This is a genomic window from Halomicrobium urmianum (assembly GCF_020217425.1).
GTDB lineage: Archaea > Halobacteriota > Halobacteria > Halobacteriales > Haloarculaceae > Halomicrobium > Halomicrobium urmianum.
In genome coordinates this window covers 226,055-250,584 of record NZ_CP084090.1, presented here as the reverse complement: position 1 = coordinate 250,584, position 24,530 = coordinate 226,055, and the positions used below count along the sequence as shown (strand labels likewise).

Genomic DNA, 24,530 nt, shown 5'->3' with positions numbered 1-24,530 from the left:
CATGGACGAGGCGTTTGTCAGACTGCTCTGCCCGGAATGTGCCAAAGACTGGGAGTCGACGCCCGGCGACCTTCCGTCCCCCGACACGACTTTTCACTGTCCCGGCTGTCACGCCAGCCGCCGGCTCGCGGAGTTCACGCGCACCGACCGCGACCTCCAGACGCTCAAGGGGCTCCAGTAGCTGATCGAGTCCGTCGCGGCGGGCGGCGCTCGACGACCGATCGCGACGCCGTAGTCACCGCGAATCCGCCCGCGAGAATCGGCCGTCAGGAACCGGTCGGCGAGCGGGCGCCGCAGGCCTCACAGCGGAGCAGTATCGCGCCCTGTTCCCGCTCCAGGCGCGTGTCCGGTAGCCCGCACTCGGGACAGAGGACGAATTCCTCGGTGTAGGCGTCGACGGCCTCGGCGATCCGGTCCTCGCGGAAGTCGCCCGTCAGCCGGGCGCGGCCGCTCTCGTCGATGTGGCCGCTGGTGCCCAGCTCGTTCTGCAGGAACTTCATGACGTGGTCCTCGTCCCGGTCGAGCCGGTCGACCAGGTCCTGGAAGTTCTCGTAGACCGTCGTGTTACCTTCCTGACGCACGTCGGGTTCGGGGACCTCGAACCGGTCGCTGGACCCCTCGATGTCCGGCGTGTCTTCGAGCGCCTTATCCAGCATGTCGTCGTAGTCCATATAAGAAGGGTGCCCCGCCGGAGACAAAAATCTTTCACGGTCCTCGGAATCGACGGTTATAGACCGTTATACTCCGGACGGACGTATGGTAACGTCACTCAGAGTACTACTATAACCCTCGAGTTATTAGGTGGGGGTGACCATGAAAAAGCAGGAACTAATCCATCTTCACGGCCTGCTTGCACAGGTACAGAGCCACTACGAGCAGGAAACGGGCGATACGGTGGAACACGACGAATACGCGGAGCTCGGCGTCCAGCCGACATCGATTCACAAGTCCAAGACCGATCACAAGGCCGCAGTCTTCGCTCTCGCCAAGGGGATCACGTCAGAGATGAACGACGAAGAGAAAGAGCCTGTCTCCGCCGCTGCCGACTGATTCCAGCGTCTTCTCCGTTCGACATCTCTACCCGTCAGACGCAGGTCTCCTGCTTTTTCGAATGCTCTCGCCGCAGCAGTCGCTCTCCGTACGGTTTCGACGGCCCGAATCAGCGAGAGACGTTCCCGTCGGTATCCAGTTTCTAACGGCGGTCCATGCGATCGTTTAGACCGTTCGTGCCGTGGAAGGCACCGTATAACCGCGCGTGAGACGAAACCGCGTCGCGGAGCGGGACCGTCTATCGGTTCGGCTCGATCCGACCGCGCCCGCGCTACGGACGCGGGCACCTCGTTGACGGCGGGTCCGGCAGCGTCGCAGACGCCGCTGGTCTGATCGAGTCGCCAGTGGGTAGAAGCGGGGGCGAGATGTCGCGTGCGGTGTGCCAGTGGTCGGCGCGCTACTCGTCGATGAGCTCCTCGAACTCGGGGAGGACGTCGTCATCGTCGTCCCGGTTCGAGTCGGCCTCGGTGACCTCCTCGACGGTCACCTCGACTTCCTCGGTGGACTCGTCGTCCTCCTCGTCCTCGTCGTCGTCGATCTCCTCGATCTCCAGGACGTCCAGCGGGATGTTCTCCAGTCGCTGGCCGATCTCCTTCCGGGCGATCCTGGCTGCGTGCTCCTCGCGCTCGACGTTGAACACCGTCATCTCGAGCTCGAGGGCGACGAGGCTCTCGTCGGCCGCGATGAACGCGGGCTCGAGTTCGTCGCCGCAGTGCGGGCAGGACCGCTCGCCCATGTTGATCTCCACGTAGTTCAGGTCCGGGTTGAGCATCTCGCCGGTCTTCGAGATGGCGATCCGGACCGCCTCGTCCGGGGTCTCGACGTCGTAGACGGGCACTGCCGCTTCGACGACAACTCGACAGTTCATGTCTAGCGGTATGACAGCCACTATTAAGAAGGTTGGCCCGGCCGTCTCGAAAGCCAGAAACGGCCGCGGTCCCTCGATGAGAGCGATGCAGCGGGGCCACGTGGACGTCTCGTCGCTCGCGGGGGGACTGGACCTGCAGGCGACGATCGAGAGCGGTCAGTCGTACCTCTGGGACCGCGAGGACGGCCGGATGTACGAGACGGAGGGACCGTCGGGCGGCGACGCCTGGTACTGGACGACGGTCCGAGAGGACGACCGCTCGCACGTCGTCCGTGCGCGTCAGGTCGACGGGCGCCTGGAGTGGGAGTCGACGACAGACGCCGGACCGCACCTCCGGCGGCGGCTCAGGCTGGACGACGACCTGCCGGCCATCAGGGCCGCGTCGCCCGACGACGACGTGGTCGGCGACGCCTACGACGCCTACTGGGGGATGCGCATCGTACGGGACCCGCCGTTCGGGTCGCTGGTCTCGTTCATCTGCTCGGCCCAGATGCGCGTCGGTCGGATCCACGACATGCAGCGGGCGCTCAGACGGTCATACGGCGAGCCAGTCGAGTTCGACGGCGAGACCTACCGCGCCTATCCGACTCCGGCGGCCCTCGCCGCGGCGACCGAGGACGAACTGCGCGATCTGGGACTGGGCTACCGGGCGCCGTACGTCCAGCGGACCGCCGAGATGGTCGCCGGCGGCGAGGCCGACCCCGACGACGCACGGGGACTGTCCTACGAGGCGGCCCGCGAGTCGCTCACCCGATTCGTCGGCGTCGGCGACAAGGTGGCCGACTGCGTACTGCTGTTCTCGCTGGACTATCTGGAGGCCGTCCCGCTGGACACCTGGATCCGCAGGACCATCGCCGAGTACTACCCCGACTGCGACTGCGGGAGCTACGCGGAGACGTCGCGAGCCATCCGCGAGGCGCTCGGCGGCGAGTACGCCGGCTACGCCCAGACGTACCTCTTTCACTACCTCCGGAACGGCGGGGCCGAGTAATCGCGGAGTCGTCGAACGCGGTCGGCACGGAGAGCCACCAGCAGTTTAGTGGCCGCCGCCGGAACGACCGCCCATGAGCGAGACGCGAGCGCACGTGTTCGTCTCCGGCGAGGTCCAGGGCGTCTTCTTCAGGGCGACCACGCGGGAACGGGCCGACGAGACCGGCGTCGACGGCTGGGTCCGCAACCTCGACGACGGCCGCGTCGAGGCGGTGTTCGAGGGCCCCGAGGCCGACGTCGAGGAGATGGTCGAGTTCTGCCACGAGGGCAGCCCGCAGGCCCGCGTCGACGACGTCGAGGTCGAGTACGGCGACCCCGAGGGACTGGACGGGTTCGAGGTCCGCTGGTGAGGGTTCCGCACGCCCGCGTCGGCAGCCCGGACGGTTCGCCGCGTCCCCATACGATTAGAGGGTCGCGGGCGAACCGTCGCCCATGATCACGGGTTCGGAGATGGCCGTCGTCGACGAGAACGCGGCGGCGCTTGGCGTGCCGCGCAAGCAGCTGATGGAGTCGTCCGGCAACGCCGTCGCCCGCGCCGTCAAGGGGGTCGCCGACCCCGGCGCGAGCGTGACGGTCGTCGCCGGTCGCGGGAACAACGGCGGCGACGCCCTCGTCGCGGCGCGCTTCCTCGACGAGTACGACCTCCGGGTGTGCCTGCTCGGCCGCGCGGAGACGATCACCACGGCGATCAGCCGGGAGAACTGGGACGCCCTCCAGCGCGCCGACTACGAGACGGAGGCGGTCCGCGACGCCTCGGCGTTCGACCTCGGAGACCCCGACGTCGTCGTCGACGCGATGCTCGGGACGGGCATCAGCGGCGCGCTGCGGGAGCCGGCCGCCACCGCGGCGGAGGCGACGAACGACTCCGACGCGACCGTCGTCTCGGTCGACGTCCCCTCCGGCCTCGACGCCGAGAGCGGTGAGCTCGCGGGGAACGCCGTGGAGGCCGACCGCGTGGTCACGTTCCACGACGCGAAGCCGGGGCTGGCCGACCTGGACGCCGAGGTGACCGTCGCGGACATCGGCATCCCGGCGGCGGCCGAGCGAGTCGTCGAGCGAGGCGACCTGCTGCGCCTGCGAGCCCGTCAGCGGGACGCACGCGCGTTCGTCGTCGGTGGCGGCCCCTACACCGGTGCGCCGGCGCTGAGCGCTCAGGCGGCGCTGGCGGCCGGTGCGGAGCTGTCCTTCGTCGCCGCACCCGAGACCGTCGCCGACGAGATCCAGGGCTACGCGCCCGACCTGATCGTCCAGCCCTACGGCGGCGACCACCTGACGCCCGATCAGGTCGACGACCTCGTCGAGACCGCCACCGACCACGACGACGTCGTCGTCATCGGACCGGGACTGGGAACCCACGAGGAGACTCTCGAAGCGGCCCGGCGGTTCCTGACCGACTTCGAGGGGCCCGTCGTCGCCGACGCCGACGCGCTGTCCGTGGTCCCCGAGGTCGACACCGACGCGGACGTGGTGTGCACGCCCAACAGCGCCGAACTTGCGGAGCTGGGCGGCCCCGAGGTGGACGACCTCGCCGACGAGACGGAGGCGGTCGCAGCCGTCGCCGACGAACTCGGCCACGTCGTCCTCGCGAAGGGGACGGTGGACGTGATCTCCGACGGCGACCGGACGCGGATCAACCGGGCCGGCAACCCCGGGCTTGCGGTCGGTGGCACCGGCGACGTGCTCTCGGGTATCGTCGCGACGCTGCTTGACGACCTCGACCCGTTCGACGCGGCCTGCGTCGCCGCCCACGTCACCGGCCGCGCCGGCGACGCTCTGTACGACGACCGGGACCGCGGCTACCTCGCCTCCGACGTCGTCGAGGCGATTCCGCAGGTACTCGCGGACGCGAGGGAGTGAAAACCAGAACCTGAGTCGCGAAACCGGCCGTCAGGCAGATGCCCCGGCGAGTTCGCCGGCCTTCGCGCGGGACTGCTCGACTACGGTCGGGCGGGCCTCGAACTCGATGACCACCTGATCGCCGTAGTCGACGTCCTCGACGTGGGCGTTGTCGTGGATCCAGGAGACGAGGCTCATGGTGTCGTCGGTCATCGGCAGGACGAGGCGCTCGCGCTCGTAGTCCGGGAGCTCCGCGTCGATGCGCTCGATCAGCGCATCGACGTTCTCGCCGTCCTTCGCGCTGACGGCGACCGGGGTCGGCGCGAGCGCGGACAGCGCCTCCCGCTTGCGCTCGACCTCCTCCTCGTCGACCTTGTCCGTCTTGTTGAGGACGGTGACGATGGGCGCCTCGTTGCGCTCGTAGAGGGTGTCGTGGCTGGTGACGAGCTTCTCGCGGATCTCCTCGACGGGCTCGCTGACGTCCACGACGAGCAGGACGAGGTCGGCCCGGTAGACGGCGTCCAGCGTCGACTTGAACGACTCGACGAGCCAGTGGGGCAGGTCCGAGATGAACCCGACGGTGTCGGTCACGAGGACGTCACGTCGGTCGAAGTCGGCCCGGCGCGTGGTCGTCCCGAGCGTCGTGAACAGCCGGTCCTCGCTCTCGGCCGTGGCGTCGAGGTCCGGGTGGAGCTGCTCGTTCTCGTCGACGTCGACGTCCTCGGCCAGCCGACGCAGCAGCGTCGACTTCCCGGCGTTCGTGTAGCCGGCCAGCGCGACGAGGTCGAACCCGGACTCGCGGCGCTGGGCGCGGCGCTGCTCCTCGGTCTCCTCGATGGACGCCAGCTCGTCCCGGATCCGCGAGATCCGGCTCTTGATGTCCCGCTCGCGGCTCTCGTCGTACTCGCCCAGACCCATGAAGCCGGGGCGTTCGTCGCGCTTGGCGAGACTGGCCTTCGCCTCGGCCCGCGGCAGTTCGTATCGCAGCTCGGCCAGTTCGACCTGGAGCTGGGCCTTCCGGGTCTGGGCCCGCTGGCCGAATATCTCCAGGATCAGCCGGAACCGGTCGATGACCTGGACGCCCTCTGGGAGTTTGTTCCCGATGTTGTAGGTCTGGTAGGGTCCGAGCTGGTTGTCGAAGATCACCACGTGCGCGTCCTCGCGGGCGACCGCGTTCGCGAGGCGCTCGACCTTTCCCTCCCCCATGTGGTAAGCGGGGTCCTCGGTCCGCGTCTGGGTGATCTCCGCCACCGGTTCGTAGCCGGCGCTGCGTGCGAGCTGCGTGATCTCTTCGGTGTCAGCGGTCCCCGAGTCCACCCGCTTGGCGATCACGGCGCGCTCGGTCTGTTGTCTCGCCGTCACTAATCTCGTACTACGGTCGGTAGCTATTTAAATCCAGTCCGGGGAGCGAACCGACCTCCGGAGGCGGGACTCGTCGAGAGCTATCCGTCCTGTCGCCTCGGAGAAAAAGGGCGGGACGGCCGGCGTTACGGGTTCGACGTGGACCTCACTGGAGGTCGAAGCGGTCGTGGGTCATGACCTTGTGCCAGGCGTCGGCGAAGTCCTGCACGAACTTCTCCTCCTCGGCCGCGTAGACGTCGGCGAGAGTCCGGAGCCGGGAGTTCGAGCCGAAGATCAGGTCGACGCGGCTGGCCTCCCACTCGACCTCGCCGGTCTCGCGGTCGACCAGCTCGAAGTGCTCCCCGGCGTCGTCGACCCGTTCCCACTCGTAGTCCATGGAGAGCAGGTTCACGAAGAAGTCGTTGCTGAGCGTCCCCGGCTCGTCGGTGAACACGCCGAGGTCCGAGTCCTGGTAGTTCGCGCCCAGCGCGCGCATGCCGCCGATCAGGACGGTCATCTCGGATGCCGTCAGGTCCAGCAGGTCGGCGTGGTCGACCAGCATCTTCTCGGCCGGCACGTCGTAGTCGCCGCCGAAGTAGTTGCGGAACCCGTCGACCTCCGGCTTGAGCACCTCGACCGACTCGGGGTCGGTCTGCTCCTGGGTCGCGTCGGTGCGGCCGGGCTCGAACGGGACTTCGACGTCGTGGCCCGCGTCGGCAGCGGCCTGCTCGACGGCCGCGTTGCCGCCCAGCACGATGAGGTCGGCGAGCGAGACCCGCACGTCGTCGGACCGGGAGCCGTTGAACTCCTCCTGAATCGCCTCGTAGGTCGACAGCACCGACTCCAGTTCCGCGGGCTCGTTGACCTCCCAGCTACGCTGGGGCTCGAGGCGGATGCGAGCGCCGTTGGCACCGCCGCGCTTGTCGCTGTCGCGGTAGGTCGAGGCCGCCGCCCAGGCGGTCTTGACCAGCTGGGACACCGACAGTTCTGAGTCGAGAATCTCGGCCTTGAGGTCTGCCGCCTCATCGTCGCCGATCAGGTCGTAGTCGGCGTCGGGGAGCGGGTCCTGCCAGAGGAACGTCTCCTCGGGCACGTCCGGGCCGAGGAACCGCTCTGGCGGGCCCATGTCGCGGTGGATCAGCTTGAACCACGCCCGGGCGAAGGCGTCGAGGAACTCCGGCGGGTTGTCGCGGAAGTTCTCGATGATCTCCCGGAACTCGGGGTCGCGCTTGAGGGCGACGTCCGTCGTCATCATCATCGGCGCGTGCTTCTCGGAGGGATCGTGGGCGTCCGGAACGGTGTCGTAGGCCTCCTCCTCGACCGGCTGCCACTGCTTCGCGCCGGCGGGGCTCTCCGTCAGCTCCCACTCGTAGTCGAGCAGGTTGTCGAGGTAGGAAGTGTCCCACATCGTCGGCCAGGCGTTCCACGCGCCCTCGATGCCGCTGGTGGTCGTCTCCGAGCCCTTCCCGGACCCGGGCCAACCGAGGCCCTGCTCCTCGATGGGGGCCGCCTCGGGTTCGGGGCCCATGTCGTCGTTGGCGGCACCGTGGGACTTGCCGAACGTGTGTCCGCCGGCGATCAGCGCGGCCGTCTCCTCCTCGTCCATCGCCATGCGGCCGAACGCCTCGCGGATCCGATCGGCGGACTCGAGCGGGTCCGGATTCCCGTTCGGGCCCTGGGGGTCCACGTAGATGAGGCCCATCACGGTCGCGCCGAGCGGTTCCATGAGCTCACCGTCCTCGTCGACGCGCTGGTCCTGGGGCGCTTCCCACTCCTCTTCGGGGCCCCAGAAGACGGCCTCGTCGGGCTCGTAGGCGTCCTCCCGTCCGCCGGCCCAGCCGAGCGTCTGCATGCCCATCGACTCGAGGGCGGTGTTCCCGGCCAGGACGATCAGGTCGGCCCACGAGAGCTTGCGGCCGTACTTCTGCTTGATCGGCTCCAGCAGCCGCCGCGCCTTGTCGAGGTTCCCGTTGTCGGGCCAGCTGTTGAGCGGGGCTAACCGCTGCGTGCCGCCGGACGCGCCACCGCGGCCGTCGACGGTGCGATACGTACCCGCGGCGTGCCACGCCATCCGGATGAACAGCGGACCGTAGTGGCCGTAGTCGGCCGGCCACCAGTCCTGCGACGACGTCATCAGGTCCTTCAGGTCCGCCTTCACCTCCTCGAGGTCGAGCTTCTGGAACTCCTCGGCGTAGTCGAAGTCCTCACCGTACGGGCCCACGTCCTCGGCGTTCTGATCGAGGACGTCCAGGTTCAGCTTGTTCGGCCACCACTCATGGTTCTCTCCTCGCATCGTCAGGCCACCTCCGAGGTCTCGTCGGCTCTTCGGGGGGCACCAATCTCGCGTTCGGGGGCGATGTGACTCATCCAGTAGTGTCCAGGTCCACGTTCGGAATAAGAATTTGGTTGGCTATAGCCAAAGTTAACGACTCCGTACGGTGGATTGGTACCGTCTCGCGTCCCGGACTCGCGTCGGTAGGCGTCGGTTTCGAGGCGGGCGTCTGTCGGCGGCGTTCGGGCGCGCGTGGACACAAAAGCCTTAACCCCGGACGCAGAGCCTCCTGACATGGTAGAGTTCGCCTTACAGCTAGACGGGCTCGGTATGCAGCAACTGGGCCTGGAAGTGGGTGGTGGTGCAGCCATCGGCGGAATCATCGGTTTCGCCGCGAAGAAGATCGCCAAGCTGATCGCCGTCATCGTCGGCCTCCAGCTGGCGCTGTTCAAGTTCCTCGAGACGCGCGGTATCCTGCAGGTGAACTGGGACGCGCTGACCGGGGCCGCGGGCAACGCGACCCAGACGGCCGGCGGCGCCGCGAACACCCCTCCCTCCTGGATCACGAGCGTTCTGTCGGCGCTGCCGGTCAGCGCCGGGTTCACCGGCGGCTTCCTCGTCGGCTTCCGGAAGGGGTAGCGCCTCGGCGACGGACGGTCTAGCGGGTGCCGATGTCGTCCTCGTCCTTGATGATCTCCGTCTCGGCCTCGCCGCTGGTGTGCTCGTTGACTAGGTCGTAGAAGTCGTTCTGCATCCCCGCGGGGAACGTGAGAACGCCGATCCACGAGCCGTCCGACTGCCACTCCTCCCGGTCCAGGTCGCCGAACTGGCGGATCTGCGCCTGGGCGCTGCCGGCGTAGTCGGCGGGCACCTGTACGGCGACGGTCACCTCGTCGAAGCGGATGGGGATGACCGGTCGCAGCGCGTCCAGCGCCTCGTCGACCTGGTTCTCAACGGGCTCCATCGGATCGACCCGGAAGTCCGTCTCCTCCAGGGCGGACTCGATCCGCTCTGGGGGATGGGGCGCGTCGTCCATCTGCGGGTTGACCGCGTTGCGCGTGATGCGCTGGACGAGCTGGCGGTGCTTCTGCTCCTGCATCTCGCGGCGCTGGTCGGCCGTGATCTGGATCTCACCGCGCTCGACCACCTCGGGGATGATCTCCAGTGGCTCGGTCGTCCCGAAGACCTCCTCCAGTGCGTTCTCGGGCGGTCGGTCGCCGCGGTCGGCGTTCTCGAAGACGTCCTCCGCCGCGATGACGTCCTCGAGTTCCCCGTCGAACTCCCCGCGCTTCATCGCCAGCGCCGCGTCCGGATCGACCAGCACCTCGAATCGCTCCCCGTGGGATTCGAGGCGCGCCGTCACGGCCTCGTCGAGTGATATCATGGAGGTGGCTACTTGGCCGCGGATAAAAGGTGTTTCCACGATGGCCGCGCGGTGCGCCTACTCCTCGTCCCCGGCGTCCTCGCTACCGGTCTCGTCGTCCGGTTCCGCGTCCTCGCCGGGGTTCCCGCCGCTCTCGTCCAGCAGGCCGTTCTCCTCCAGGTGCTCCCGTTTCTCCTCGTCGGTGAGTTCCTGGAACTGCTCGGTCTCGACGTCGACCGTCGCGACGCCGACGCCCTCGGGAGCGAGGCCGTCCTCGTTGACCGAGGCCAGCGCAGACAGCGCCAGCCCGACGCCGGCCGCGAGGTCCATCTCTTCCTCGTAGTTGTCCTCGAGGTACTGCCGGATGTCGCCGCGGTCGGCGCCGACTGCCAGCGCCTTCCACTCGTAGGGCGTTCCGGAGGGGTCGGTCTCGTAGAGGCGCGGCTCCCCGTCGGCGATGCCGGCGATGATCAGCGCGACGCCGAACGGGCGCGCGCCGCCGACCTGGGTGTACTGCTGGATGTGGTCGGTGACGGCCTTGGTGAGCGTCTCGACGCCGATGGGCTCGCCGTACCGGAGCTGGTTGACCTGCGCCTGGCGGCGTGCGAAGTCGATCAGCTGACGGGCGTCGGCGACGTGCCCGGCGCTGGCGATGCCGACGTGGTCGTCGGCCTTGTGGATCTTCTCGACCGACGAGCGCTCCATCAGGGGAGAGCGGATCCGCTTGTCGACCACGAGGACGACGCCGCCGGCCGTGCGGACGCCGATGCTCGCCGTCCCGCGCTTGACTGCTTCCCGCGCGTACTCGACCTGGTAGAGCCGGCCGTCAGGCGAGAAGATGGTGATACCGCGGTCGTACGCCTGTTGCTGGTTCTGTCCCTGCATCGTTAGTTGAGATCGAGTTCCGTCGCGCCCGGGCCGTCGTCGAGTGGATCGACGCGCTCGCCTCGCACGGCGACGCGGTGTTCGGCGCCCGCGAGCGCGACCTGTCTCTGGTCCGTCCGTTCCGGTGCGTCGGGTATATACTTTTCTTCACACGCCCGCACGGTGCCGCTCGTCCCGCGCACGAACAGGCCGACGTCGCTGCCGTCGACCTCGGAGACGCAGGCCAGCGCCGCCCTGGCGCGGTCGACCTCGTCCCGTCGGGTCCGGACCACCGCGTGGCCGGCGCCGTCCGCGAACGCGAAGCCGAGCACGGTCAGGTCCACGTCGGCGGCGGCCGCGTCGCCGAGCAGGTTCTGGCCGGCGTACCACACCGACCGCTGGAAGTCCCGGCGCGTCAGGCCGGCCTGCGGACCGGACTCGATGGCGACGCCCAGGTACCGCCAGCGCGGCCGGAGGTGCTTGGGGAGTGACGTCACGGTTCGGTCTCCGAGACCTCGATTTCGGATCGGGCCTCTGTCCGGTCGCCGACGAGGACGCCGACCTGATCGGAGACCATCTCCACCGCCGTCACGGCGAACCCGGCGTCGGTGAAGGCGTCCGCCAGCACGCCGACGGTCGCCGGGTCGTCGACCTCGGGGCCGTAGAAGGGGTCGTCGGGGTTCGGTTCGCCGAAGAACATCACGTCGCCGAGGACGAACCGGCGCGGTTCCAGCGCGGCGATCTCGTCGATGGCCTCGCGCTTCTCGTCGTCACCGAGGTGGTGCATCGCGAAGTTCGAGGTGACCACGTCGACGTCGGCGCCTTCGGGGACGTTCGGGTCGCGGAACCGGCCCTCGCCGACGGAGACGTTCTCGACGCCGCGCTCGGCGGCCTTCTCGCGGGCGCGATCGAGCATCCCCTCGCTGATGTCCCGGCCGATCACCCGCCCGGCCGACTCGGCGAGAGGGAAGGCGATGGCGCCGGTGCCCGTCCCGAGGTCCAGAGCCGTCTCGTCGGGGCCGGCGTCGGCGTAGGTGGCCACGAGGTCGGCGGCGGCTCGGTACTCCGGCGCGTCCTGGCTCTCGTCGTAGTCGGCGGCGTGGTCGGAGAAGCGCTCGGCGTGCTCCTCGAGGGACTTCTTCATGTGGCCCGGTTGGGACGGGCCCGTCAAGTACGTCCCGGTGTCACCGGATCGTCGACCCGACCTTCGCGGCGCTGGTCGAGTCGTCGACGTTCGACCGGTCGCCCTTGCCGACCGGGTCCCGGAACGTCAGGTACAGCACCGACAGGACCGCGACCACCGTCTGGAAGACGGGGACGGCCTCGATCGCTTCCGGCGTCGGGTGGCCGAACGCCACGACCGAGACGAAGGCGAGGACGCCCAGGTACCGTGCCCAGCGCTGCCCGGCCAGGAGCGCGCCGGCGGTCGTCAGCAACAGGACGCCGACGACCGTCGTGACCCCGACTGAACCCCCCAGCAGGAGGGCACCTTCCGCGCTGTTCGCCATTATCGCCACGCTCGAGCCGACGAGGTAGACGCCGCCCAGGACCCCAGCCAGGGCGGACATCACCACCGCGTCGAAACCAGAATCGTCCAACCCCATGAGCGGGACAACGTGTTTCCTCACCATGAGTTTACCGTCGTTAAACGCGGTAAAAAAGGGCGGGCGGGGCACGGGCGGCGAATCCGGGCGACGTCGGGAAGTCTGGTAACGATAGAGCGACCGGCAGGTCCGACACGTCCGACCGAACGCCTGCTACACTCGACCGACTTCGCGGCGTCCACCGGCGCGGCGGCGTCGGCTGCTACGCCTCGTCGTCGATCCAGACGCCGGGCTCCACGAAGTCGTCCGACTGGCGGCGGCGGTTGCGCTCGGCGAGGGTTTCCCACTCTTCGAGACCACGTTCGACCCGGTCCCCGTCGAGGCCGACGACGTCGCCGACTGCCCGGAGTTCTCGCGGACCCCGGAGCTCGAGGTGGCTCCGCGGATCGGCGCTGACGACGCAGGGCACGTCGTAGTGGTCGACCAGCTCCCGGAGCTTCCGGAGGTCCTGCAGGCGGCGGACGCGCCGGCCGCCGGAGCAGCGCAGCGCCGCTCGCAGGGACAGCTCCACGCGGACGCCGTTGTCGACGGCGGCCTTCGCCATCCCCGCGTCGAAGTCGCCGTCGCCGGCCATCGGGTGGGCGAGGACGTCCACCGCGGGCTGCTCGACGGCGAAGCGGTTCATCGCGGTCGAGCCGCCGTGGACCGCGACGACGACCGCCTCGGCCCGGTGGGAGCCGACGAACCCGCTGGCGCGGGAGGGGTCGTCGGCCCGCACCTCGACGCCGGGGACGACGTCGATCCCGTACTCGTCGGCGACGGCCTCTGGGTCGTAGTCGGGCGGGCTGTCACCGTGGTTGCGGACCACGATGCCGTCGTAGCCGTACTCGGCAGCAGTCAGGGCGGCGCGGGCCGCCGTCGCCGAGCCCTCCGGCGCGACGTGGACGGCCTCGTACATCACAGTGCGTCCAGCGCTTCGCGGGCGTTCGCCACGGCGTTCTCGCGCTTGGCCGGATACGCCTCGACCTTGGCCCGCAGCGTGATTCCGTCGCCGCGCTGCACCTCGCCCTCGAAGGCCGCCTGCTTGTCGAACGTCAGGAAGAACGAACAGTTGTCGTCGACCCGGTCGTCGAGTTCGTCGTAGAGGTCGTCTATCTCGTCCATCTGCGCGACCTGCGAGAGGACGTGGCGAACCTCGTCCGCGTTCTCGACGCGGGTCGACAGGACGACGATGCGGTCCCCGTAGTGGCCCTCCGATTCGGCCCGCTCCAGCTCCGTCTCTTCCGGGAGGAACGTCTCCAGCGCCTCCACGACGCGCTTCTCGTCCTCGGTGGCGTACGCGAACGCGCGGAGTTCGACGTAGTGGAACGGGACCGACGGCATCGGCGGGTTACTCCTCCGCGGACTCGAGGTTGTCCTCGGGGACGCCCGCGACCTGGCCGTCCTCGAAGGAGACGGTGTAGTTCTCGTCGCCGAACATCGTCTCGACGATCTGGGTGATCGTGCCTTCCTCGCCGTCGTGCTCGCTGTGTTCGTCGTGCAGGATGACGCTGTCGTCCTCTTCGAATGCCATACCCGGCGGTACAGGTGGGGACCGCAAAAAGGGACTGATTCTGGCCGCCGAACGGCTCGCTCCACTCGCCGTTCGAGCCCCCGCTCACTGCGTTCGCGGAGACGCCGTCTCGAACACTTATTGCGGTACCGTCCGTATCCGAGCGCATGACCGGCGGACAGCGGATCGAACCGACGCGGCCCTCCATACCGGGACCATGACGGCCGTCGACGACCTCTGGTACCTCGGGGACGTGGCCACGCAGGAGGCCGAGCGGACCTACCACGAACTGGCCGACGGCCACGAGGACTACGTGGAGTTCACGCGCCACCGTACGGTCCCACGGACCCGCTTTCGGACGGTCGGCGAGCGCATCCGCGACAACGGCCTCCCCTACGGCGCTCACACCGTCGTCTACCGCCCCTCCGGGGAGCTGCTGCTCGTCTACCACGAGGACGTCGGCATGTGGGTGCTCCCCGGCGGCGAGGTCGACGGCGACGACTCCTTTCGGTCGGCGGCCCGGCGCGAACTCCGCGAGGAGGCCGGCATCGGCGCCGACTACGAGGGCCTGGGCATCCTCGGCCGGGCCGTCTTCCACTGCGATAGCCGCGAGACGTGGGGCGTCCTCCCCATCTACGAGGCGCGGGCCCGGTCGACGGCCCTCGACGTGGCCGACCCGGACGGCGAGATCACGGACGCCGAGTGGTTCGAAGAACTGCCCGACGAGACGCGGGACCGCGAGCAACTGCTGGAGTGGCGACGGCGGCGGCTGGACTAGTCCGGTCTGCAATCAGTTCGACGTCACTCCGGCCCGAACTGCTTCCCGTCACGCGCGTCGGCGGTCATCCGGCGCAGCGCGGCGCGGGCGTTGCTGGCGTCGTAGCCGAAGAGGACGGACTCGCCGTACTCGTCGGCGACCTCGGCGGCGTCGATCAGGTCGTCGACGTCGACGTCCACCGCGTACAGTTCGACGCTGAACGGCGTCGACAGCAGGTCCGCGAAGCCGCTGGCCAGCACCTCCAGCCAGTAGGTGGTGGTGTAGGCCATGTCGTACAGCGGGACGACGAACTCGTCGACGTACTCCTCGATGGCTGCGACGTCCAGTCCGGAGCGCCGGGAGAGGTGGCCGGGGTACGGGTCCGGGTAGAGGGTCAGGTAGAGGTCGCCCGGGACGCGCTCGCGGGCGTCCGCGACGAACTCGGTCATGACGGCGTCGCGCCACTCGCTCCGGTCCTCGTAGTCGCTCTCGGCGAAGCGGCGCTCGCAGCGGTCACAGTGGCAGTACTCGTCGCGGGGGAAGCCGACGTCGTCGAGGCGCACGTCGCCGCTGGCTCCGGCGGCGTCCTCGATCGCCTCGAGCAACCCCTCGCGGTAGCGGTCGTGGGTCGGGCAGACGTACGTCCAGTCGAAGTACTCGCGGTCGCGGGTCGCCTGCAGTCCCTCGTCGTCGACCGGGACCATGTCGTCCTCGCCCTCGACCGCGTTGTCGGCGAAGCAGGACACCATGTTGACGGCGTCAGCGACGGGCTCGGCGGCCCGGCCGGTGACGTCTTTGACCTCGTAGAAGCCCCTGTCGAACTCCGACCACGACAGCTCCTCCTCGTTGCGCGTGACGACGCCGTACATATCCCGACGTACGCCTCCAGCGGAGTAAGGGTTCGGAAAAGGTGGTTGACGAGCGATGCAAGCGGGCGCGCTCACTCGCGGACGACGTACGCCAGTGCGAGCGCGACCAGGGCGACCAGGAGAACGGCCTTCTTGGACATCACTACCAAGTACGTCCCTATCGGTTATATTCTTTCTGTATTAATACTATTACGGAAACTATCTTTCGATACCTTTCTGGTAATCACGGCGGGACCCACGCCCCGATCCGGGTCCGGCTCGGCGGCCTCGCGTGTCGCTCCTGTCAGTCGCTCCCGCTCGCTCTGTCCGAGGCCTCCCTTCGGTCGGCCTCGTGGCTCGCGTGTCGTTCGCTGCACTCACTCCCGCTCGCCCGTTTCGAGGCCTCACTTCGTTCGGCCTCGTGGACCCCGACCGGTGGGCGATTGACCTGAGCGGCAGCGCTCTCCGCGATGTCGGTCGCGTCGTCGATGGATTCCATCTCGCCGTCGGCCTCGCGTGCGTCCTGGTCGATCCGCATCGAGCAGAAGTCGACGCCGCACATCGAACAGAACCGCGCCTCTTTGTAGTTGTCTCCGGGCAGCGTCTGATCGTGGTACTCGCGGGCTCGCTCGGGGTCGAGGGCCAGTTCGAACTGCCGACGCCAGTCGAACTCGTAGCGGGCCTCCGAGAGCGCGTCGTCCCAGTCGCGGGCACCTTCGCGGCCGTTGGCCACGTCGGCGGCGTGGGCGGCGATGCGGTAGGCGACCAGGCCGTCGCGGACGTCCTCCTCTTCGGGGAGGCCGAGGTGCTCCTTCGGGGTGACGTAACACAGCATCGCGGCGCCCGCCCGCGCGGCCTCAGTCGCGCCGATGGCGCTGGTGATGTGGTCGTAGCCTGGCGCCACGTCGGTCACGAGCGGCCCGAGCACGTAGAAGGGCGCGCCGTCGCAGACCTCCTGTTGCTTCTCGACGTTCTCCGCCACCTCGTCCATCGGGACGTGGCCCGGCCCCTCGACCATCACCTGGACGCCGCGGTCCCGGGCGGTCTGCGTCAGTTCGCCCAGCGTCCCCAGCTCGGCGTACTGGGCTTCGTCCCCGGCGTCGGCGATCGAGCCGGGGCGGAGGCCGTCGCCCAGCGAGAAGGTGACGTCGTGCTCGGCGAAGACCTCGCAGATCTCCTCGAACTTGGCGTAGAGGAGGTTCTGCATGCCGTTCTCTTCGATCCACTTCGCGAGGATCGAGCCGCCGCGGGAGACGATGCCGGTCTTGCGGCCGTCGGTCAGCGGCAGGTGTTCCATCAGGACGCCCGCGTGGACGGTCATGTAGTCGACGCCCTGCTCCGCCTGCTTCTCGATCACGTCCAGCAGTAGTTCGTGGGTCATCTCCGCTGGACTCCCGGCGCGCTTGACTGCCTCGTAGATGGGCACGGTACCGATCGGGACCGGCGAATGGCGGACGTTCGCCGCGCGAATCTCGTCCAGATCACTCCCCGTCGAGAGGTCCATCACCGTGTCCGCGCCGTAGTGGACCGCGGTGTGGAGCTTCTCCAGTTCCCCGTCGGGGTCGCTGGTCTCCTCGCTGTTGCCGATGTTGGCGTTGACCTTCGTCGCGAACTCCCGACCGATGATCATCGGATCGAGGGCGTCGTGGCCGTGGTTGTTTGGAATCACGGCCTGCCCCTCGGCGACCTGTTCGCGGACGAACTCCGGGTCGACGTTCTCTCGCTCGGCGACGCGTTCCATCGCTGGCGTCACCTCGCCGTCGCGTGCGCGTTGGAGCTGGGTTGCCATTGGCGATAACCTAGTGATACAACTCGGTTATAAACTTTGCCGAGCGTCGCGCTCGGCGGTCATCGCTCGCCGGGTCGCCCGACGTCGGCGACGAATGCGTCTGCGTCGAGGTCGCTCACGAGCGCCGGCTTCCGCGTCATGTACTCCGAGCCTTCGACCACGCCGAATCGCTCGCGCGCCTCGGGCCGGAGGTAGTACCCACCGCGGCCGTCCGGCCGCTCGCGGTACTCGCTGAGCCGGATCGGATCGCGCTCGAACAGGCCGCCGGGCTCGCGGCCGTCGACGACCACCAGCGGCTTGTCGTCGTAGAAGGGCGCCTCCCTGGCGCGCTTCGCGTGGGCGTTCTCGGGGTGGCGCGCCAGCTTCTCGCGCTTCGCCGCGGGCGAGTCGTCCGGCTCGATCACGGTCACCTCGTCGACGGCGAAGTACCCGATCAGGTAGCGGTGCTTGCGCGGGTCGGCCTCGCGCCGGAGTGATGTGTAGAACGCGACGACGTCCCCGGGATCCAGCCGGCGGAGCCGCGGGACGTACTGCCCGAAGCCGGCGCGGTGTTCGCCGTAGGTCAGCGCCTCGAAGTTCGGGTCGCGGTGGAACGGCCACTCCGCGACGGCCTCGTCCCTGACGACGCGGGCCTCGCCGTCCTCCGGGTATGTGTCCAGCCGGTTCGTCAGGTCCGCGGCCGTCCGGTCGTCGTAGCGGAGGTCCCAGTCGCCGAAGGTGCGGGACTCGTCCGTCTCGACGGTCTTCTCCGGGATGGGGACGTACTCGAAGCGGCCGTCCGCGTACAGCGGCGCGTGTGCGTTGACGTTGCTGTCGTCGGCCCCCACGCCTGCGAACACGACGGTCATCACCGACGCCACGCCCGACGCGGCGATAACCCCTGCGGTCAGTCCTCCGGCACGAGCGGTGTCGCCCGCCACCGCATCGCGAGGTAGGCCAGCGAGGAGACGAGGTTGATACCGGGCGCAATCGCCAGCGGGACCCAGAACATGATCCCCTGGTCCCAGTCGGTGTGGGTCCGGAGGTACCACGCGTCGAGGTACGTCGACACCGGGAGGACGAGGAAGACGAGCGCGAGCAGCAGTAGCTGGGCCCATCCGGGCGTGACTGTCTGTCCCGCGAACAGGGCGATCGTGCCGGCGACGCCGGCCACGACGCCGACCACGCCCAGCCGCGTGCCGCGCGGATCCTCGTCGGGGACGTTCGCGACGACGTGGCCCGACTCCCGGCGGAGCGGCACTCGCCGCCCGTGCAGGTCGGCGAACTGGTCCGGCCCGATCCCCAGCAGCGCGAGCAGCCGCCGGAGCCGCTCGGCGCCGCCGTCGCCCGGCCACTCGAAGTAGAGGACCGCGGTCCGGGACTCGTCGCCCTCGACGGCGACCGTCAGCGCGAGCGCTGTGTCCGTGGCGACTGGCTGGGGGTGGTCCTCGGGTACGTCCTCCGTCGCGACGCGGTCGACGTCGACGGCCCGCCCCCACGTCCGTCCGCCGTCGACGCCGAACGAGAGCTCGCGCTCGACCGCCAGGAAGGACTCCGCCGCGCCCTCGCGGCTCGCGGGTCCTTCGTCCCCGCTCGCTCGTTCCGAGGGCTCCCGCTGGTCGGCCTCGCGGCTCGCGTGTCGTCTCGTTTCACTCGGCTCCCGCTCGCTCGGATCGAGGCCGCTCGCTTCGTTCGTGCCCTCGCGGCTCGCAGGTCCGTCGTCCTCGCTCGCCCCGTCCGGGACCGCCCGCTCCTCGCGCGCGTCGTCGCGTACTCGCCCGTCTCGGTGCCGGTCGCCGCTCGAACCGGGAGCGCCGTCGTCCACCGAAACCTCCTCGGTGTCCTCGGTCACGGTGATACCGACGGCCTCGCGCCCCAAAGTGTTTGCTAGGATGAAAGTATATTGGAGAGAAAGGAGTGCGGACGGGGGAAACGGAGTCGCCAGTTGTTCAGTCCACGATGAGCTCGGCCAGGTCCTCACGGACGATGGTGTCGCAGAACTCGCAGCGGACGCCGTCTTCCAGGACCTCGAAGCGCGACTGAACCGGTTCGTCCTCGGTGGTGATGCAGTGGCGGTTGGGACACTCGAGGACACCTACCACCTGATCGGGCCGCTCGACGCGGTGCTTCTCGACGACGTCGAAGTCGCGGACGATGTTGATCGTCGCTGCCGGCGCGATCAGCGAGAGGACGTCGACCTCGTCCTGGGACAGCTCCCGCCCCTCGACTTTCACGATGTCCTTCTGGCCGAGGCGGTCCGAGGGGACGTTCATGCCGACGGAGACGGCGTCGCCGCCGCTGCCGTCGATGCCGACGATGGCGAGGACGTTCAGCGCCTGCCCGCCGGCGATGTGGTCGATGACGGTGCCGTTGCGGATCTTGCTGACGCGGAGTTCGTGGTCGCTCATCGGTCACCTCCGAGCAGCAGGTCGAGAATGGCCATCCTGACCGGCACGCCGTTGTGGGCCTGCTGGAAGTAGGTCGCGTGGTCGGTGTCGTCGACGCCGTGGGCGATCTCGTCGACGCGAGGCAGCGGGTGCATGATGGTGAGGTCGTCGCGCGCGGCCGCGAGCGTGTCCTCGCCGATCTGGTACTCCCCGGCCACCTCGCGGTACTCGTCCTCGTCGGGGAACCGCTCCTGCTGGATCCGGGTGACGTAGAGGACGTCCAGCTCCGGGAGCACCTCGTCGAGGTCGGTGTGCTCGCGGACCTCCGCGCCGGCCTCGTGGAGGTCGTAGCGGACGCTGCGGGGGAGCCGGAGGCTCTCGGGGCTGACGAAGTGCTGGCGCGCGTCGAAGTTGGTCAGCGCGTGGGCCAGCGAGTGGACGGTCCGGCCGTACTTCAGGTCGCCCATGATCCCGATCGAGAGGTCCTCGAAGCCCGCGTTCTCGCGGATGGTGTAGAGGTCGAGCAGCGTCTGCGTGGGGTGCTGCCCGGCCCCGTCCCCGGCGTTGATCAGCGGGACGTCGACGAACTCGCCGGCCATCTTGGCCGACCCCTCGCTGGGGTGGCGCAGCACGAGCGCGTCGGCGTAGCCCTCGACGACGCGGACGGTGTCGGCCAGCGACTCGCCCTTCTTGACGCTGGAGGACTCGACCGTGCCCATGTCGACGACGTCGCCGCCCAGCCGCTTCATCGCCGCCGAGAAGCTCATCTTCGTCCGCGTGCTCGGCTCGAAGAAGAGCAGGCCCAGGAGCGTCCCCTCGTACCGGTCCGCGTACGCGCCCGGGTCCTCGGCGATGTCGGCAGCGCGGTCCAGCACCTCCTCGATGTCCCCGCGGGAGAGCTGTTTCGCGCTGATGATGTGGTCCTGGCGCATCGGGTAGTACCGCGCTTCGAACGCTCTTGAATGTCTCGACATGCGAGGCGCCACCGGGCGCCTCGTCAATGCGAGCGGGAGCGACTGACAGGAGCGACACGCGAGCCACGAGGCCGACCGAAATGAGGCCTCGGACAGACCGAACGGCGAACGAAGTGAGCCGTGAGGTAACGCGCCCGAAGGGCGGGGCTCCAGACGAGGCAACCCTTCAAATATCACGACGAGCCAGCCCCGCCATGCTCGCCGTAGTGGGCGGAAAGGGCGGCTGTGGCAAGACCACGACGACGGCCTGTCTGGCCCGGGCGCTGGCGGCCGAGGGGGACGCGCCGGTCGCCGTCGACGCGGACCGGGACATGCCGGATCTCCACCTGGTCGCCGGGACGCCGGCCGAGCCGGGGCTGGGACGGCTGGCGGACGGGGGACTGGGGGAGGCGACGCATCGGGCAGCGGAGTTGCCGGGCGTCCACGTGGTTCCCGCCGGGGACGGCACGGACGCGGACCTGCTCGAGGCGGCGTCGCGGCTCCGGTCACGGACGGGGCCGGTCCTGCTGGACGCGCCGGCTGGCGCGTCGCCTGACGCGGCGGTCCCCCTGCGGGTGGCAGACCGATCGCTCGTGGTGACGACGCCGTCGCGGGAGAGCCTGGAGGACGCCGCGAAGAGCGCGGCGATGGCCGAGACGCTGGACGCGCCGGCGGTGGGGTCCGTCGTCGTCCGGAGCGACGGGGACGTCGACCCGGCGCCGCTGCTCGACTGTCCGACGCTGGGGCACGTGCCGGCCGTCTCGGATCCCCTCTCGTCCGCGAGGGTCGCGCGGGCCTACGACCGAGTTGCTACCAGTTTCAGGCGGAATATTTAATCCGCTGGAGACAGTGTTAACGCATTGGAATGGTGAATCGCCTGCGGACGGGGATCGACGTCCTCGACCGCAAACTCGACGGGGGGATTCCGGAGGGGAGCATCGTCGCGCTGACCGCGGAGCCGGCCAGCCAGGCGGAGCTGTTCCTCTACGAGCTGACGGCTACCCGCGGGACCCTCTGGCTGTCGCTGGACCGGACGGCGGAGGCCGTCCTGGCCAGCATCGAGCAGACCCCCGCGACCACAGGCGATCCGACCGTCCGGCACATCTCCGGCGAGGCGCCGCTGGACAACGCCGGCAAGCTCGTCTCCGCGCTACCGGAGACTTCCAACCTCATCGTCGATCCGCTGGACGTGCTGGAAGCACAGGAGCCCCACTCCCGCTTCCGGGCGTTCATGAACGACATGCAGAACCACATCGTCAACACGGGGAGCCTGGCCATCCTGCACTGCCTGGACGGCCACGAGGTGCCGCCGCTGCGGGACACCACCGAGCACTTCGCGGACGTGGTCTTCCGCCTCGAGACGCGCGTCTCCGGCGACGAAATCGAGAACAAGCTGGCCATCCCGAAGTTCCGCAGCGGGCGCGCACCGGCGGACGTGATCAAGCTCGACCTCGTCGAGGAGGTCAGCATCGACACGTCCCGGGACATCGCCTGACCGCCCGGTGAATTTTACGTCGCGGCGCTACTCACGTGGGATATGGCATCGGCCACGCCGGACGTGCAGCAGTCGATAGCGGCGGCGCCGTCGCCGGGAGCGGCCTTCAGGGACCTCCCGCCGGACCGCCGGCGGGTCGTGTTCTTCCAGCTCCCCGAGACGGTCCGTCGGAACGTCGTCGAGGGGCTGAGCGAGGACGACCTCACGGGCTTCGTGCGCCGCCTCGACCCGGACGAGGCGACGGACGTCTTGGGGTACGCCGACGAGGAGCGAAAGGAGCGCGTCCTCGACAGGCTGAACGAGCAGCGCCGCGAGCGGATCGAGTTCCTGCTGGGCTTCAGCCCGGAGAGCGCGGCGGGCCTGATGGACCTGGACTACGTCACCGTCGACCTCGGAGTCGATTTCGGGGCGGTGGCGGACCGCGTCCGCCGCCACGAGGAGCGCACCGGCCGGTTCCCGACGGTGTTCGTGACCGAGGCGGGGGACCTCCTCGGCGAGCTCCCGGCGGAGGCGCTCGCTGTGCGGGAGCGCGGCGACCGGGTCGAGCGCGACCACCTCTACGAGGTCCCGTCGGTTCGGTACGACCGGCCGGACACCGAGGTCGTCGACGTGTTCCGGGACAATCCCGAGAGCGAGGTGGCGGTCCTCGACGACGACGGGTCGATTCTGGGGGTCATCTACGCCGACGACATCCTGCGCCTGATCGAGTCGGAGGCCGGGGAGACCCTCTACGAGTTCACCGCCGTCAGCGAGGAGGAGAGCGTCCTCGACGGCCCGGGGGTGAAGATCCGGAGCCGCTACAAGTGGCTGATCATCAACCTCGGGACCGCCTTCCTCGCGGCCGGCGTCGTCGGGGCTTTCGAGAGCACGATCCAGGCGCTCCCGCTGCTGGCGGCGTACATGCCCGTCGTCGCCGGCATGGGCGGCAACGCCGGGACGCAGTCGATGGCGGTCACCGTCCGGGGAATCTCGCTGGAGCAGGTGTCGCTCTCGACGGGCGCGCGCGTCATCGGCAACGAGGCCATCGCCGGTGCCGCGAACGGGGCGATCACCGGCGTCCTCGTCGCGGTCATCGCCACCGTCTTCAATCAGGGCGCGGTGCTGGGCCTGGTCGTCGGCGTCTCCATGGTGCTGAACCTCGTCATCGCGGGCTTCTTCGGCGCGCTCATCCCACTGGTCCTGGATCGGATGGACTACGACCCCGCGACGTCGGCGACCATCTTCATCACCACCGCGACGGACGTCCTGGGCTTCTTCGTCTTCCTGGGCCTGGCGCGGGCCGTGCTGCTGTAGCGGCCACCGCCGTCCCCGGCGTCGCCACGTACCAGGTGGGGTCACGTGGCTCCCCGATACAGGCGACCTAACTGCCACGAACGGACGGTAGCGCGCCTGCCGGGCCAACCTTCTATGGTGTTCGCGCCCTGGTTCGGGACGCCCCACCGGGCGATCGATCGACCGCTCAATTGAATCCATGACTCACCACAACCACGACGACAGTCGGCGCGGCCAGCGGAATCAGGACATCGACCAGCAGTCCGATCAGGCGCCGGGCAATCAGCGAGGAGCGCAGGGCCACGCCGGCCACCGGGGACAGACGGGTCGACAGACTGACCAGCGAGCCCGGGACACACACCGGGGCCAGCAACAGCCCCAGGGCCACGGCGGCCAGTCCCAGCACGGTCAGCCGTCGCAGCGGGGACAGACCGGCCAGCGACGGCAGGCAGGCCAGGGCCCGCAGTCGCAGCAGCGAGGTGGCGGGGGACGGGGCGGACAGCGGACGCAGCAGCGCCAGGCCGGACAGCACGGGCAGACGGGCCGGGGCTCCCAGCAGCACCGGAGCGGTCAGCAATCCCGGCAGGGTCAGCAGTCCAGTCGGGGCCAGCAGGGCGGACGGAGCGGTCGACGCCAGCCGCAGTCGAACCAGCAGCCGTCCCGCGAGTCGATGGGGCGGCACGCGCCGACGCGCCAGCAGCCGTCGGGTCAGCAACCCGGCGCGCGGCCGCCGACCGAACAGGGGCCGACCCAGCGCGAACAGGGACGGGCCTCCTCGCAAGGCGGTCGGTCGACGCGGGGACGCCAGTCGATGCAAGGCGGGCAGCAGCAGGGGACCCAGCAGTCCCACCAGCGGCAGGGGACCCAGCGACAGCCGGCCAGCGGACGGCAGCGGCGGTATCAGATGGAGCGACAGGGCGGCCGGCAGCGGACACAGCAGGGCGGCCGACAGTCGAGCGGTCAGCAGTTCGGCGGGCAGCAGCCGGGACCGCAGCGCGCCGGTGTTCAGCAGCACGGCGGCCAGCAACAGAGCGCCCAGCAGCACGGCGGTCAGCAGCCCGGTAGCCAGACGGGCGAGCCCGACATGGGGCTCCAGTTCGGTGGTCAGGGTCGCCACGACCAGTCGCCGGACTACGTCGGGACCGAGCAGACCTTCGGCGAGCCAGGATCTGCCGATCAGGGCTTCTGGGAGCCGACGCCCCAGGCCGCGCCCGTCGATCAGGAGTACGACGAGGACGCCTTCCCGCGGGTCGGCGGCCAGCGGGGGGACCAGCGCGGCTCGCAACAGCGGTAGCGGGTCCGCAACCGGCCGCTACACGCCGACCGCTTTCAGCGTCGGCAGCTGAGAGCGGTCGCTGATCGGCGGTGAA

Annotated in this window: 30 protein-coding genes; 11 read left to right on the top strand and 19 right to left on the bottom strand. The window is 69.2% G+C overall.

The window, feature by feature from the left end:
* The first annotated feature begins 1 nt into the window (after window position 1).
* Complete coding sequence (locus tag LCY71_RS01260) at window positions 2-181, top strand: DUF7836 family putative zinc-binding protein (protein WP_225334557.1); 180 nt, start codon at window positions 2-4, stop codon at window positions 179-181.
* 85 nt (window positions 182-266) lie between these two features.
* Here the strand turns inward: LCY71_RS01260 and LCY71_RS01255 are convergent, their stop codons facing one another.
* On the bottom strand, window positions 267-671 hold the full coding sequence (locus LCY71_RS01255; protein WP_225334556.1) for a translation initiation factor IF-2 subunit beta: 405 nt from the start codon (window positions 669-671) through the stop codon (window positions 267-269).
* A 142-nt stretch (window positions 672-813) separates the two neighbouring features.
* On the opposite strand from LCY71_RS01255, the gene LCY71_RS01250 reads away from it, so the two are divergent.
* Window positions 814-1,050 (top strand): UPF0058 family protein, encoded by a 237-nt coding sequence (locus tag LCY71_RS01250; RefSeq protein ID WP_225334555.1) that lies wholly within the window; start codon window positions 814-816, stop codon window positions 1,048-1,050.
* Between the two features lie 397 nt (window positions 1,051-1,447).
* Here the strand turns inward: LCY71_RS01250 and LCY71_RS01245 are convergent, their stop codons facing one another.
* Complete coding sequence (locus LCY71_RS01245; RefSeq protein WP_225334554.1) at window positions 1,448-1,918, bottom strand: DUF555 domain-containing protein; 471 nt, start codon at window positions 1,916-1,918, stop codon at window positions 1,448-1,450.
* An 85-nt stretch (window positions 1,919-2,003) separates the two neighbouring features.
* Between LCY71_RS01245 and LCY71_RS01240 the strand changes: the two genes are divergently transcribed.
* The 3 genes from LCY71_RS01240 (at window position 2,004) to LCY71_RS01230 (ending at window position 4,765) form a co-directional block, all read left to right on the top strand.
* Entirely contained in the window at window positions 2,004-2,909 is a 906-nt protein-coding gene (locus LCY71_RS01240; RefSeq protein WP_225335862.1) for a DNA-3-methyladenine glycosylase family protein, read from the top strand.
* A 73-nt stretch (window positions 2,910-2,982) separates the two neighbouring features.
* A complete protein-coding gene (locus tag LCY71_RS01235; protein WP_225334553.1) occupies window positions 2,983-3,258 on the top strand; it encodes an acylphosphatase in 276 nt (91 codons plus the stop codon).
* Between the two features lie 82 nt (window positions 3,259-3,340).
* On the top strand, window positions 3,341-4,765 hold the full coding sequence (locus tag LCY71_RS01230; protein WP_225334552.1) for an NAD(P)H-hydrate dehydratase: 1,425 nt from the start codon (window positions 3,341-3,343) through the stop codon (window positions 4,763-4,765).
* Window positions 4,766-4,795: 30 nt separating this feature from the next.
* Here the strand turns inward: LCY71_RS01230 and hflX are convergent, their stop codons facing one another.
* Together hflX and katG are read right to left on the bottom strand one after the other, a co-directional pair.
* The gene (gene hflX, locus LCY71_RS01225) at window positions 4,796-6,106 is read right to left on the bottom strand and encodes a GTPase HflX (RefSeq protein ID WP_225334551.1); all 1,311 of its coding nucleotides are present in this window, start codon (window positions 6,104-6,106) and stop codon (window positions 4,796-4,798) included.
* A gap of 145 nt (window positions 6,107-6,251) precedes the next feature.
* Window positions 6,252-8,378, bottom strand: a complete 2,127-nt coding sequence (gene katG / locus LCY71_RS01220; protein ID WP_225334550.1) for a catalase/peroxidase HPI — start codon at window positions 8,376-8,378, stop codon at window positions 6,252-6,254.
* A 273-nt stretch (window positions 8,379-8,651) separates the two neighbouring features.
* On the opposite strand from katG, the gene LCY71_RS01215 reads away from it, so the two are divergent.
* On the top strand, window positions 8,652-8,996 hold the full coding sequence (locus LCY71_RS01215; RefSeq protein ID WP_225334549.1) for an FUN14 domain-containing protein: 345 nt from the start codon (window positions 8,652-8,654) through the stop codon (window positions 8,994-8,996).
* A 19-nt stretch (window positions 8,997-9,015) separates the two neighbouring features.
* Here the strand turns inward: LCY71_RS01215 and LCY71_RS01210 are convergent, their stop codons facing one another.
* From LCY71_RS01210 to LCY71_RS01175, 8 genes are all read right to left on the bottom strand, one after another.
* Window positions 9,016-9,741 (bottom strand): ribosome assembly factor SBDS, encoded by a 726-nt coding sequence (locus LCY71_RS01210; RefSeq protein ID WP_225334548.1) that lies wholly within the window; start codon window positions 9,739-9,741, stop codon window positions 9,016-9,018.
* A gap of 57 nt (window positions 9,742-9,798) precedes the next feature.
* On the bottom strand, window positions 9,799-10,605 hold the full coding sequence (gene psmA, locus LCY71_RS01205) for an archaeal proteasome endopeptidase complex subunit alpha (RefSeq protein WP_225334547.1): 807 nt from the start codon (window positions 10,603-10,605) through the stop codon (window positions 9,799-9,801).
* Window positions 10,606-10,607: 2 nt separating this feature from the next.
* Window positions 10,608-11,081, bottom strand: a complete 474-nt coding sequence (locus LCY71_RS01200) for an Rpp14/Pop5 family protein (RefSeq protein ID WP_225334546.1) — start codon at window positions 11,079-11,081, stop codon at window positions 10,608-10,610.
* Window positions 11,078-11,728, bottom strand: coding sequence for a class I SAM-dependent methyltransferase (locus tag LCY71_RS01195; protein ID WP_225334545.1), 651 nt, complete (start codon window positions 11,726-11,728; stop codon window positions 11,078-11,080). The genes LCY71_RS01200 and LCY71_RS01195 overlap by 4 nt, the downstream gene beginning before the upstream one ends.
* Before the next feature lie 40 nt (window positions 11,729-11,768).
* A complete protein-coding gene (locus tag LCY71_RS01190) occupies window positions 11,769-12,188 on the bottom strand; it encodes a hypothetical protein (protein ID WP_225334544.1) in 420 nt (139 codons plus the stop codon).
* 202 nt (window positions 12,189-12,390) lie between these two features.
* Window positions 12,391-13,086, bottom strand: coding sequence for an RNase P subunit p30 family protein (locus tag LCY71_RS01185; protein WP_225334543.1), 696 nt, complete (start codon window positions 13,084-13,086; stop codon window positions 12,391-12,393).
* Window positions 13,086-13,511, bottom strand: a complete 426-nt coding sequence (locus LCY71_RS01180) for an RNA-binding protein (protein WP_225334542.1) — start codon at window positions 13,509-13,511, stop codon at window positions 13,086-13,088. Before LCY71_RS01180 ends, LCY71_RS01185 begins: the two co-directional genes overlap by 1 nt.
* Before the next feature lie 7 nt (window positions 13,512-13,518).
* On the bottom strand, window positions 13,519-13,701 hold the full coding sequence (locus LCY71_RS01175) for a DUF1918 domain-containing protein (protein WP_225334541.1): 183 nt from the start codon (window positions 13,699-13,701) through the stop codon (window positions 13,519-13,521).
* Window positions 13,702-13,897: 196 nt separating this feature from the next.
* On the opposite strand from LCY71_RS01175, the gene LCY71_RS01170 reads away from it, so the two are divergent.
* Window positions 13,898-14,458, top strand: coding sequence for an NUDIX hydrolase (locus LCY71_RS01170; RefSeq protein WP_225334540.1), 561 nt, complete (start codon window positions 13,898-13,900; stop codon window positions 14,456-14,458).
* A gap of 23 nt (window positions 14,459-14,481) precedes the next feature.
* On the opposite strand, the gene LCY71_RS01165 is transcribed toward LCY71_RS01170, so the two are convergent.
* From LCY71_RS01165 to pyrB, 6 genes are all read right to left on the bottom strand, one after another.
* Window positions 14,482-15,306 carry a hypothetical protein gene (locus LCY71_RS01165; RefSeq protein ID WP_225334539.1) on the bottom strand — a complete coding sequence of 275 codons (825 nt, stop codon included), beginning with the start codon at window positions 15,304-15,306 and terminating at the stop codon, window positions 14,482-14,484.
* A gap of 283 nt (window positions 15,307-15,589) precedes the next feature.
* A complete protein-coding gene (gene thiC, locus LCY71_RS01160) occupies window positions 15,590-17,074 on the bottom strand; it encodes a phosphomethylpyrimidine synthase ThiC (protein ID WP_225334538.1) in 1,485 nt (494 codons plus the stop codon).
* A gap of 59 nt (window positions 17,075-17,133) precedes the next feature.
* Entirely contained in the window at window positions 17,134-17,922 is a 789-nt protein-coding gene (locus LCY71_RS01155) for an Nmad3 family putative nucleotide modification protein (RefSeq protein WP_225334537.1), read from the bottom strand.
* Between the two features lie 38 nt (window positions 17,923-17,960).
* Window positions 17,961-18,905, bottom strand: coding sequence for a hypothetical protein (locus LCY71_RS01150; RefSeq protein ID WP_225334536.1), 945 nt, complete (start codon window positions 18,903-18,905; stop codon window positions 17,961-17,963).
* 97 nt (window positions 18,906-19,002) lie between these two features.
* A complete protein-coding gene (gene pyrI / locus LCY71_RS01145; protein WP_225334535.1) occupies window positions 19,003-19,461 on the bottom strand; it encodes an aspartate carbamoyltransferase regulatory subunit in 459 nt (152 codons plus the stop codon).
* Complete coding sequence (gene pyrB, locus LCY71_RS01140) at window positions 19,458-20,372, bottom strand: aspartate carbamoyltransferase (RefSeq protein ID WP_225334534.1); 915 nt, start codon at window positions 20,370-20,372, stop codon at window positions 19,458-19,460. The genes pyrI and pyrB overlap by 4 nt, the downstream gene beginning before the upstream one ends.
* Window positions 20,373-20,608: 236 nt before the next feature.
* Here pyrB and LCY71_RS01135 point away from each other — a divergent pair, with 236 nt between their 5' ends.
* The 3 genes from LCY71_RS01135 to LCY71_RS01125 are packed head-to-tail and all read left to right on the top strand — an operon-like array spanning window position 20,609 to window position 23,181.
* Entirely contained in the window at window positions 20,609-21,229 is a 621-nt protein-coding gene (locus tag LCY71_RS01135) for a MinD/ParA family ATP-binding protein (protein ID WP_225334533.1), read from the top strand.
* 29 nt (window positions 21,230-21,258) lie between these two features.
* The gene (locus LCY71_RS01130) at window positions 21,259-21,888 is read left to right on the top strand and encodes an RAD55 family ATPase (protein WP_225334532.1); all 630 of its coding nucleotides are present in this window, start codon (window positions 21,259-21,261) and stop codon (window positions 21,886-21,888) included.
* 42 nt (window positions 21,889-21,930) lie between these two features.
* Entirely contained in the window at window positions 21,931-23,181 is a 1,251-nt protein-coding gene (locus LCY71_RS01125; protein ID WP_225334531.1) for a magnesium transporter, read from the top strand.
* A gap of 166 nt (window positions 23,182-23,347) precedes the next feature.
* On the opposite strand, the gene LCY71_RS01120 is transcribed toward LCY71_RS01125, so the two are convergent.
* A complete protein-coding gene (locus LCY71_RS01120) occupies window positions 23,348-24,277 on the bottom strand; it encodes a hypothetical protein (protein ID WP_225334530.1) in 930 nt (309 codons plus the stop codon).
* Between LCY71_RS01120 and LCY71_RS01115 the strand changes: the two genes are divergently transcribed.
* Window positions 24,245-24,454 (top strand): hypothetical protein, encoded by a 210-nt coding sequence (locus tag LCY71_RS01115; protein ID WP_225334529.1) that lies wholly within the window; start codon window positions 24,245-24,247, stop codon window positions 24,452-24,454. The genes LCY71_RS01120 and LCY71_RS01115 overlap by 33 nt on opposite strands.
* The last annotated feature ends 76 nt before the right edge of the window (window positions 24,455-24,530 follow it).

Coding starts and splice junctions, on each gene's coding strand:
- LCY71_RS01260 (WP_225334557.1), top strand. CDS start 2: ATGGACGAGGCGTTTGTCAGACTGCTCTGCCCGGAATGTGCCAAAGAC.
- LCY71_RS01255 (WP_225334556.1), bottom strand. CDS start 671: ATGGACTACGACGACATGCTGGATAAGGCGCTCGAAGACACGCCGGAC.
- LCY71_RS01250 (WP_225334555.1), top strand. CDS start 814: ATGAAAAAGCAGGAACTAATCCATCTTCACGGCCTGCTTGCACAGGTA.
- LCY71_RS01245 (WP_225334554.1), bottom strand. CDS start 1,918: ATGAACTGTCGAGTTGTCGTCGAAGCGGCAGTGCCCGTCTACGACGTC.
- LCY71_RS01240 (WP_225335862.1), top strand. CDS start 2,004: ATGCAGCGGGGCCACGTGGACGTCTCGTCGCTCGCGGGGGGACTGGAC.
- LCY71_RS01235 (WP_225334553.1), top strand. CDS start 2,983: ATGAGCGAGACGCGAGCGCACGTGTTCGTCTCCGGCGAGGTCCAGGGC.
- LCY71_RS01230 (WP_225334552.1), top strand. CDS start 3,341: ATGATCACGGGTTCGGAGATGGCCGTCGTCGACGAGAACGCGGCGGCG.
- katG (WP_225334550.1), bottom strand. CDS start 8,378: ATGCGAGGAGAGAACCATGAGTGGTGGCCGAACAAGCTGAACCTGGAC.
- LCY71_RS01215 (WP_225334549.1), top strand. CDS start 8,652: ATGGTAGAGTTCGCCTTACAGCTAGACGGGCTCGGTATGCAGCAACTG.
- LCY71_RS01210 (WP_225334548.1), bottom strand. CDS start 9,741: ATGATATCACTCGACGAGGCCGTGACGGCGCGCCTCGAATCCCACGGG.
- psmA (WP_225334547.1), bottom strand. CDS start 10,605: ATGCAGGGACAGAACCAGCAACAGGCGTACGACCGCGGTATCACCATC.
- LCY71_RS01195 (WP_225334545.1), bottom strand. CDS start 11,728: ATGAAGAAGTCCCTCGAGGAGCACGCCGAGCGCTTCTCCGACCACGCC.
- LCY71_RS01190 (WP_225334544.1), bottom strand. CDS start 12,188: ATGGGGTTGGACGATTCTGGTTTCGACGCGGTGGTGATGTCCGCCCTG.
- LCY71_RS01185 (WP_225334543.1), bottom strand. CDS start 13,086: ATGTACGAGGCCGTCCACGTCGCGCCGGAGGGCTCGGCGACGGCGGCC.
- LCY71_RS01180 (WP_225334542.1), bottom strand. CDS start 13,511: ATGCCGTCGGTCCCGTTCCACTACGTCGAACTCCGCGCGTTCGCGTAC.
- LCY71_RS01175 (WP_225334541.1), bottom strand. CDS start 13,701: ATGGCATTCGAAGAGGACGACAGCGTCATCCTGCACGACGAACACAGC.
- LCY71_RS01170 (WP_225334540.1), top strand. CDS start 13,898: ATGACGGCCGTCGACGACCTCTGGTACCTCGGGGACGTGGCCACGCAG.
- LCY71_RS01165 (WP_225334539.1), bottom strand. CDS start 15,306: ATGTACGGCGTCGTCACGCGCAACGAGGAGGAGCTGTCGTGGTCGGAG.
- thiC (WP_225334538.1), bottom strand. CDS start 17,074: ATGGCAACCCAGCTCCAACGCGCACGCGACGGCGAGGTGACGCCAGCG.
- LCY71_RS01155 (WP_225334537.1), bottom strand. CDS start 17,922: ATGACCGTCGTGTTCGCAGGCGTGGGGGCCGACGACAGCAACGTCAAC.
- pyrI (WP_225334535.1), bottom strand. CDS start 19,461: ATGAGCGACCACGAACTCCGCGTCAGCAAGATCCGCAACGGCACCGTC.
- pyrB (WP_225334534.1), bottom strand. CDS start 20,372: ATGCGCCAGGACCACATCATCAGCGCGAAACAGCTCTCCCGCGGGGAC.
- LCY71_RS01135 (WP_225334533.1), top strand. CDS start 20,609: ATGCTCGCCGTAGTGGGCGGAAAGGGCGGCTGTGGCAAGACCACGACG.
- LCY71_RS01130 (WP_225334532.1), top strand. CDS start 21,259: ATGGTGAATCGCCTGCGGACGGGGATCGACGTCCTCGACCGCAAACTC.
- LCY71_RS01125 (WP_225334531.1), top strand. CDS start 21,931: ATGGCATCGGCCACGCCGGACGTGCAGCAGTCGATAGCGGCGGCGCCG.
- LCY71_RS01115 (WP_225334529.1), top strand. CDS start 24,245: ATGGGGCTCCAGTTCGGTGGTCAGGGTCGCCACGACCAGTCGCCGGAC.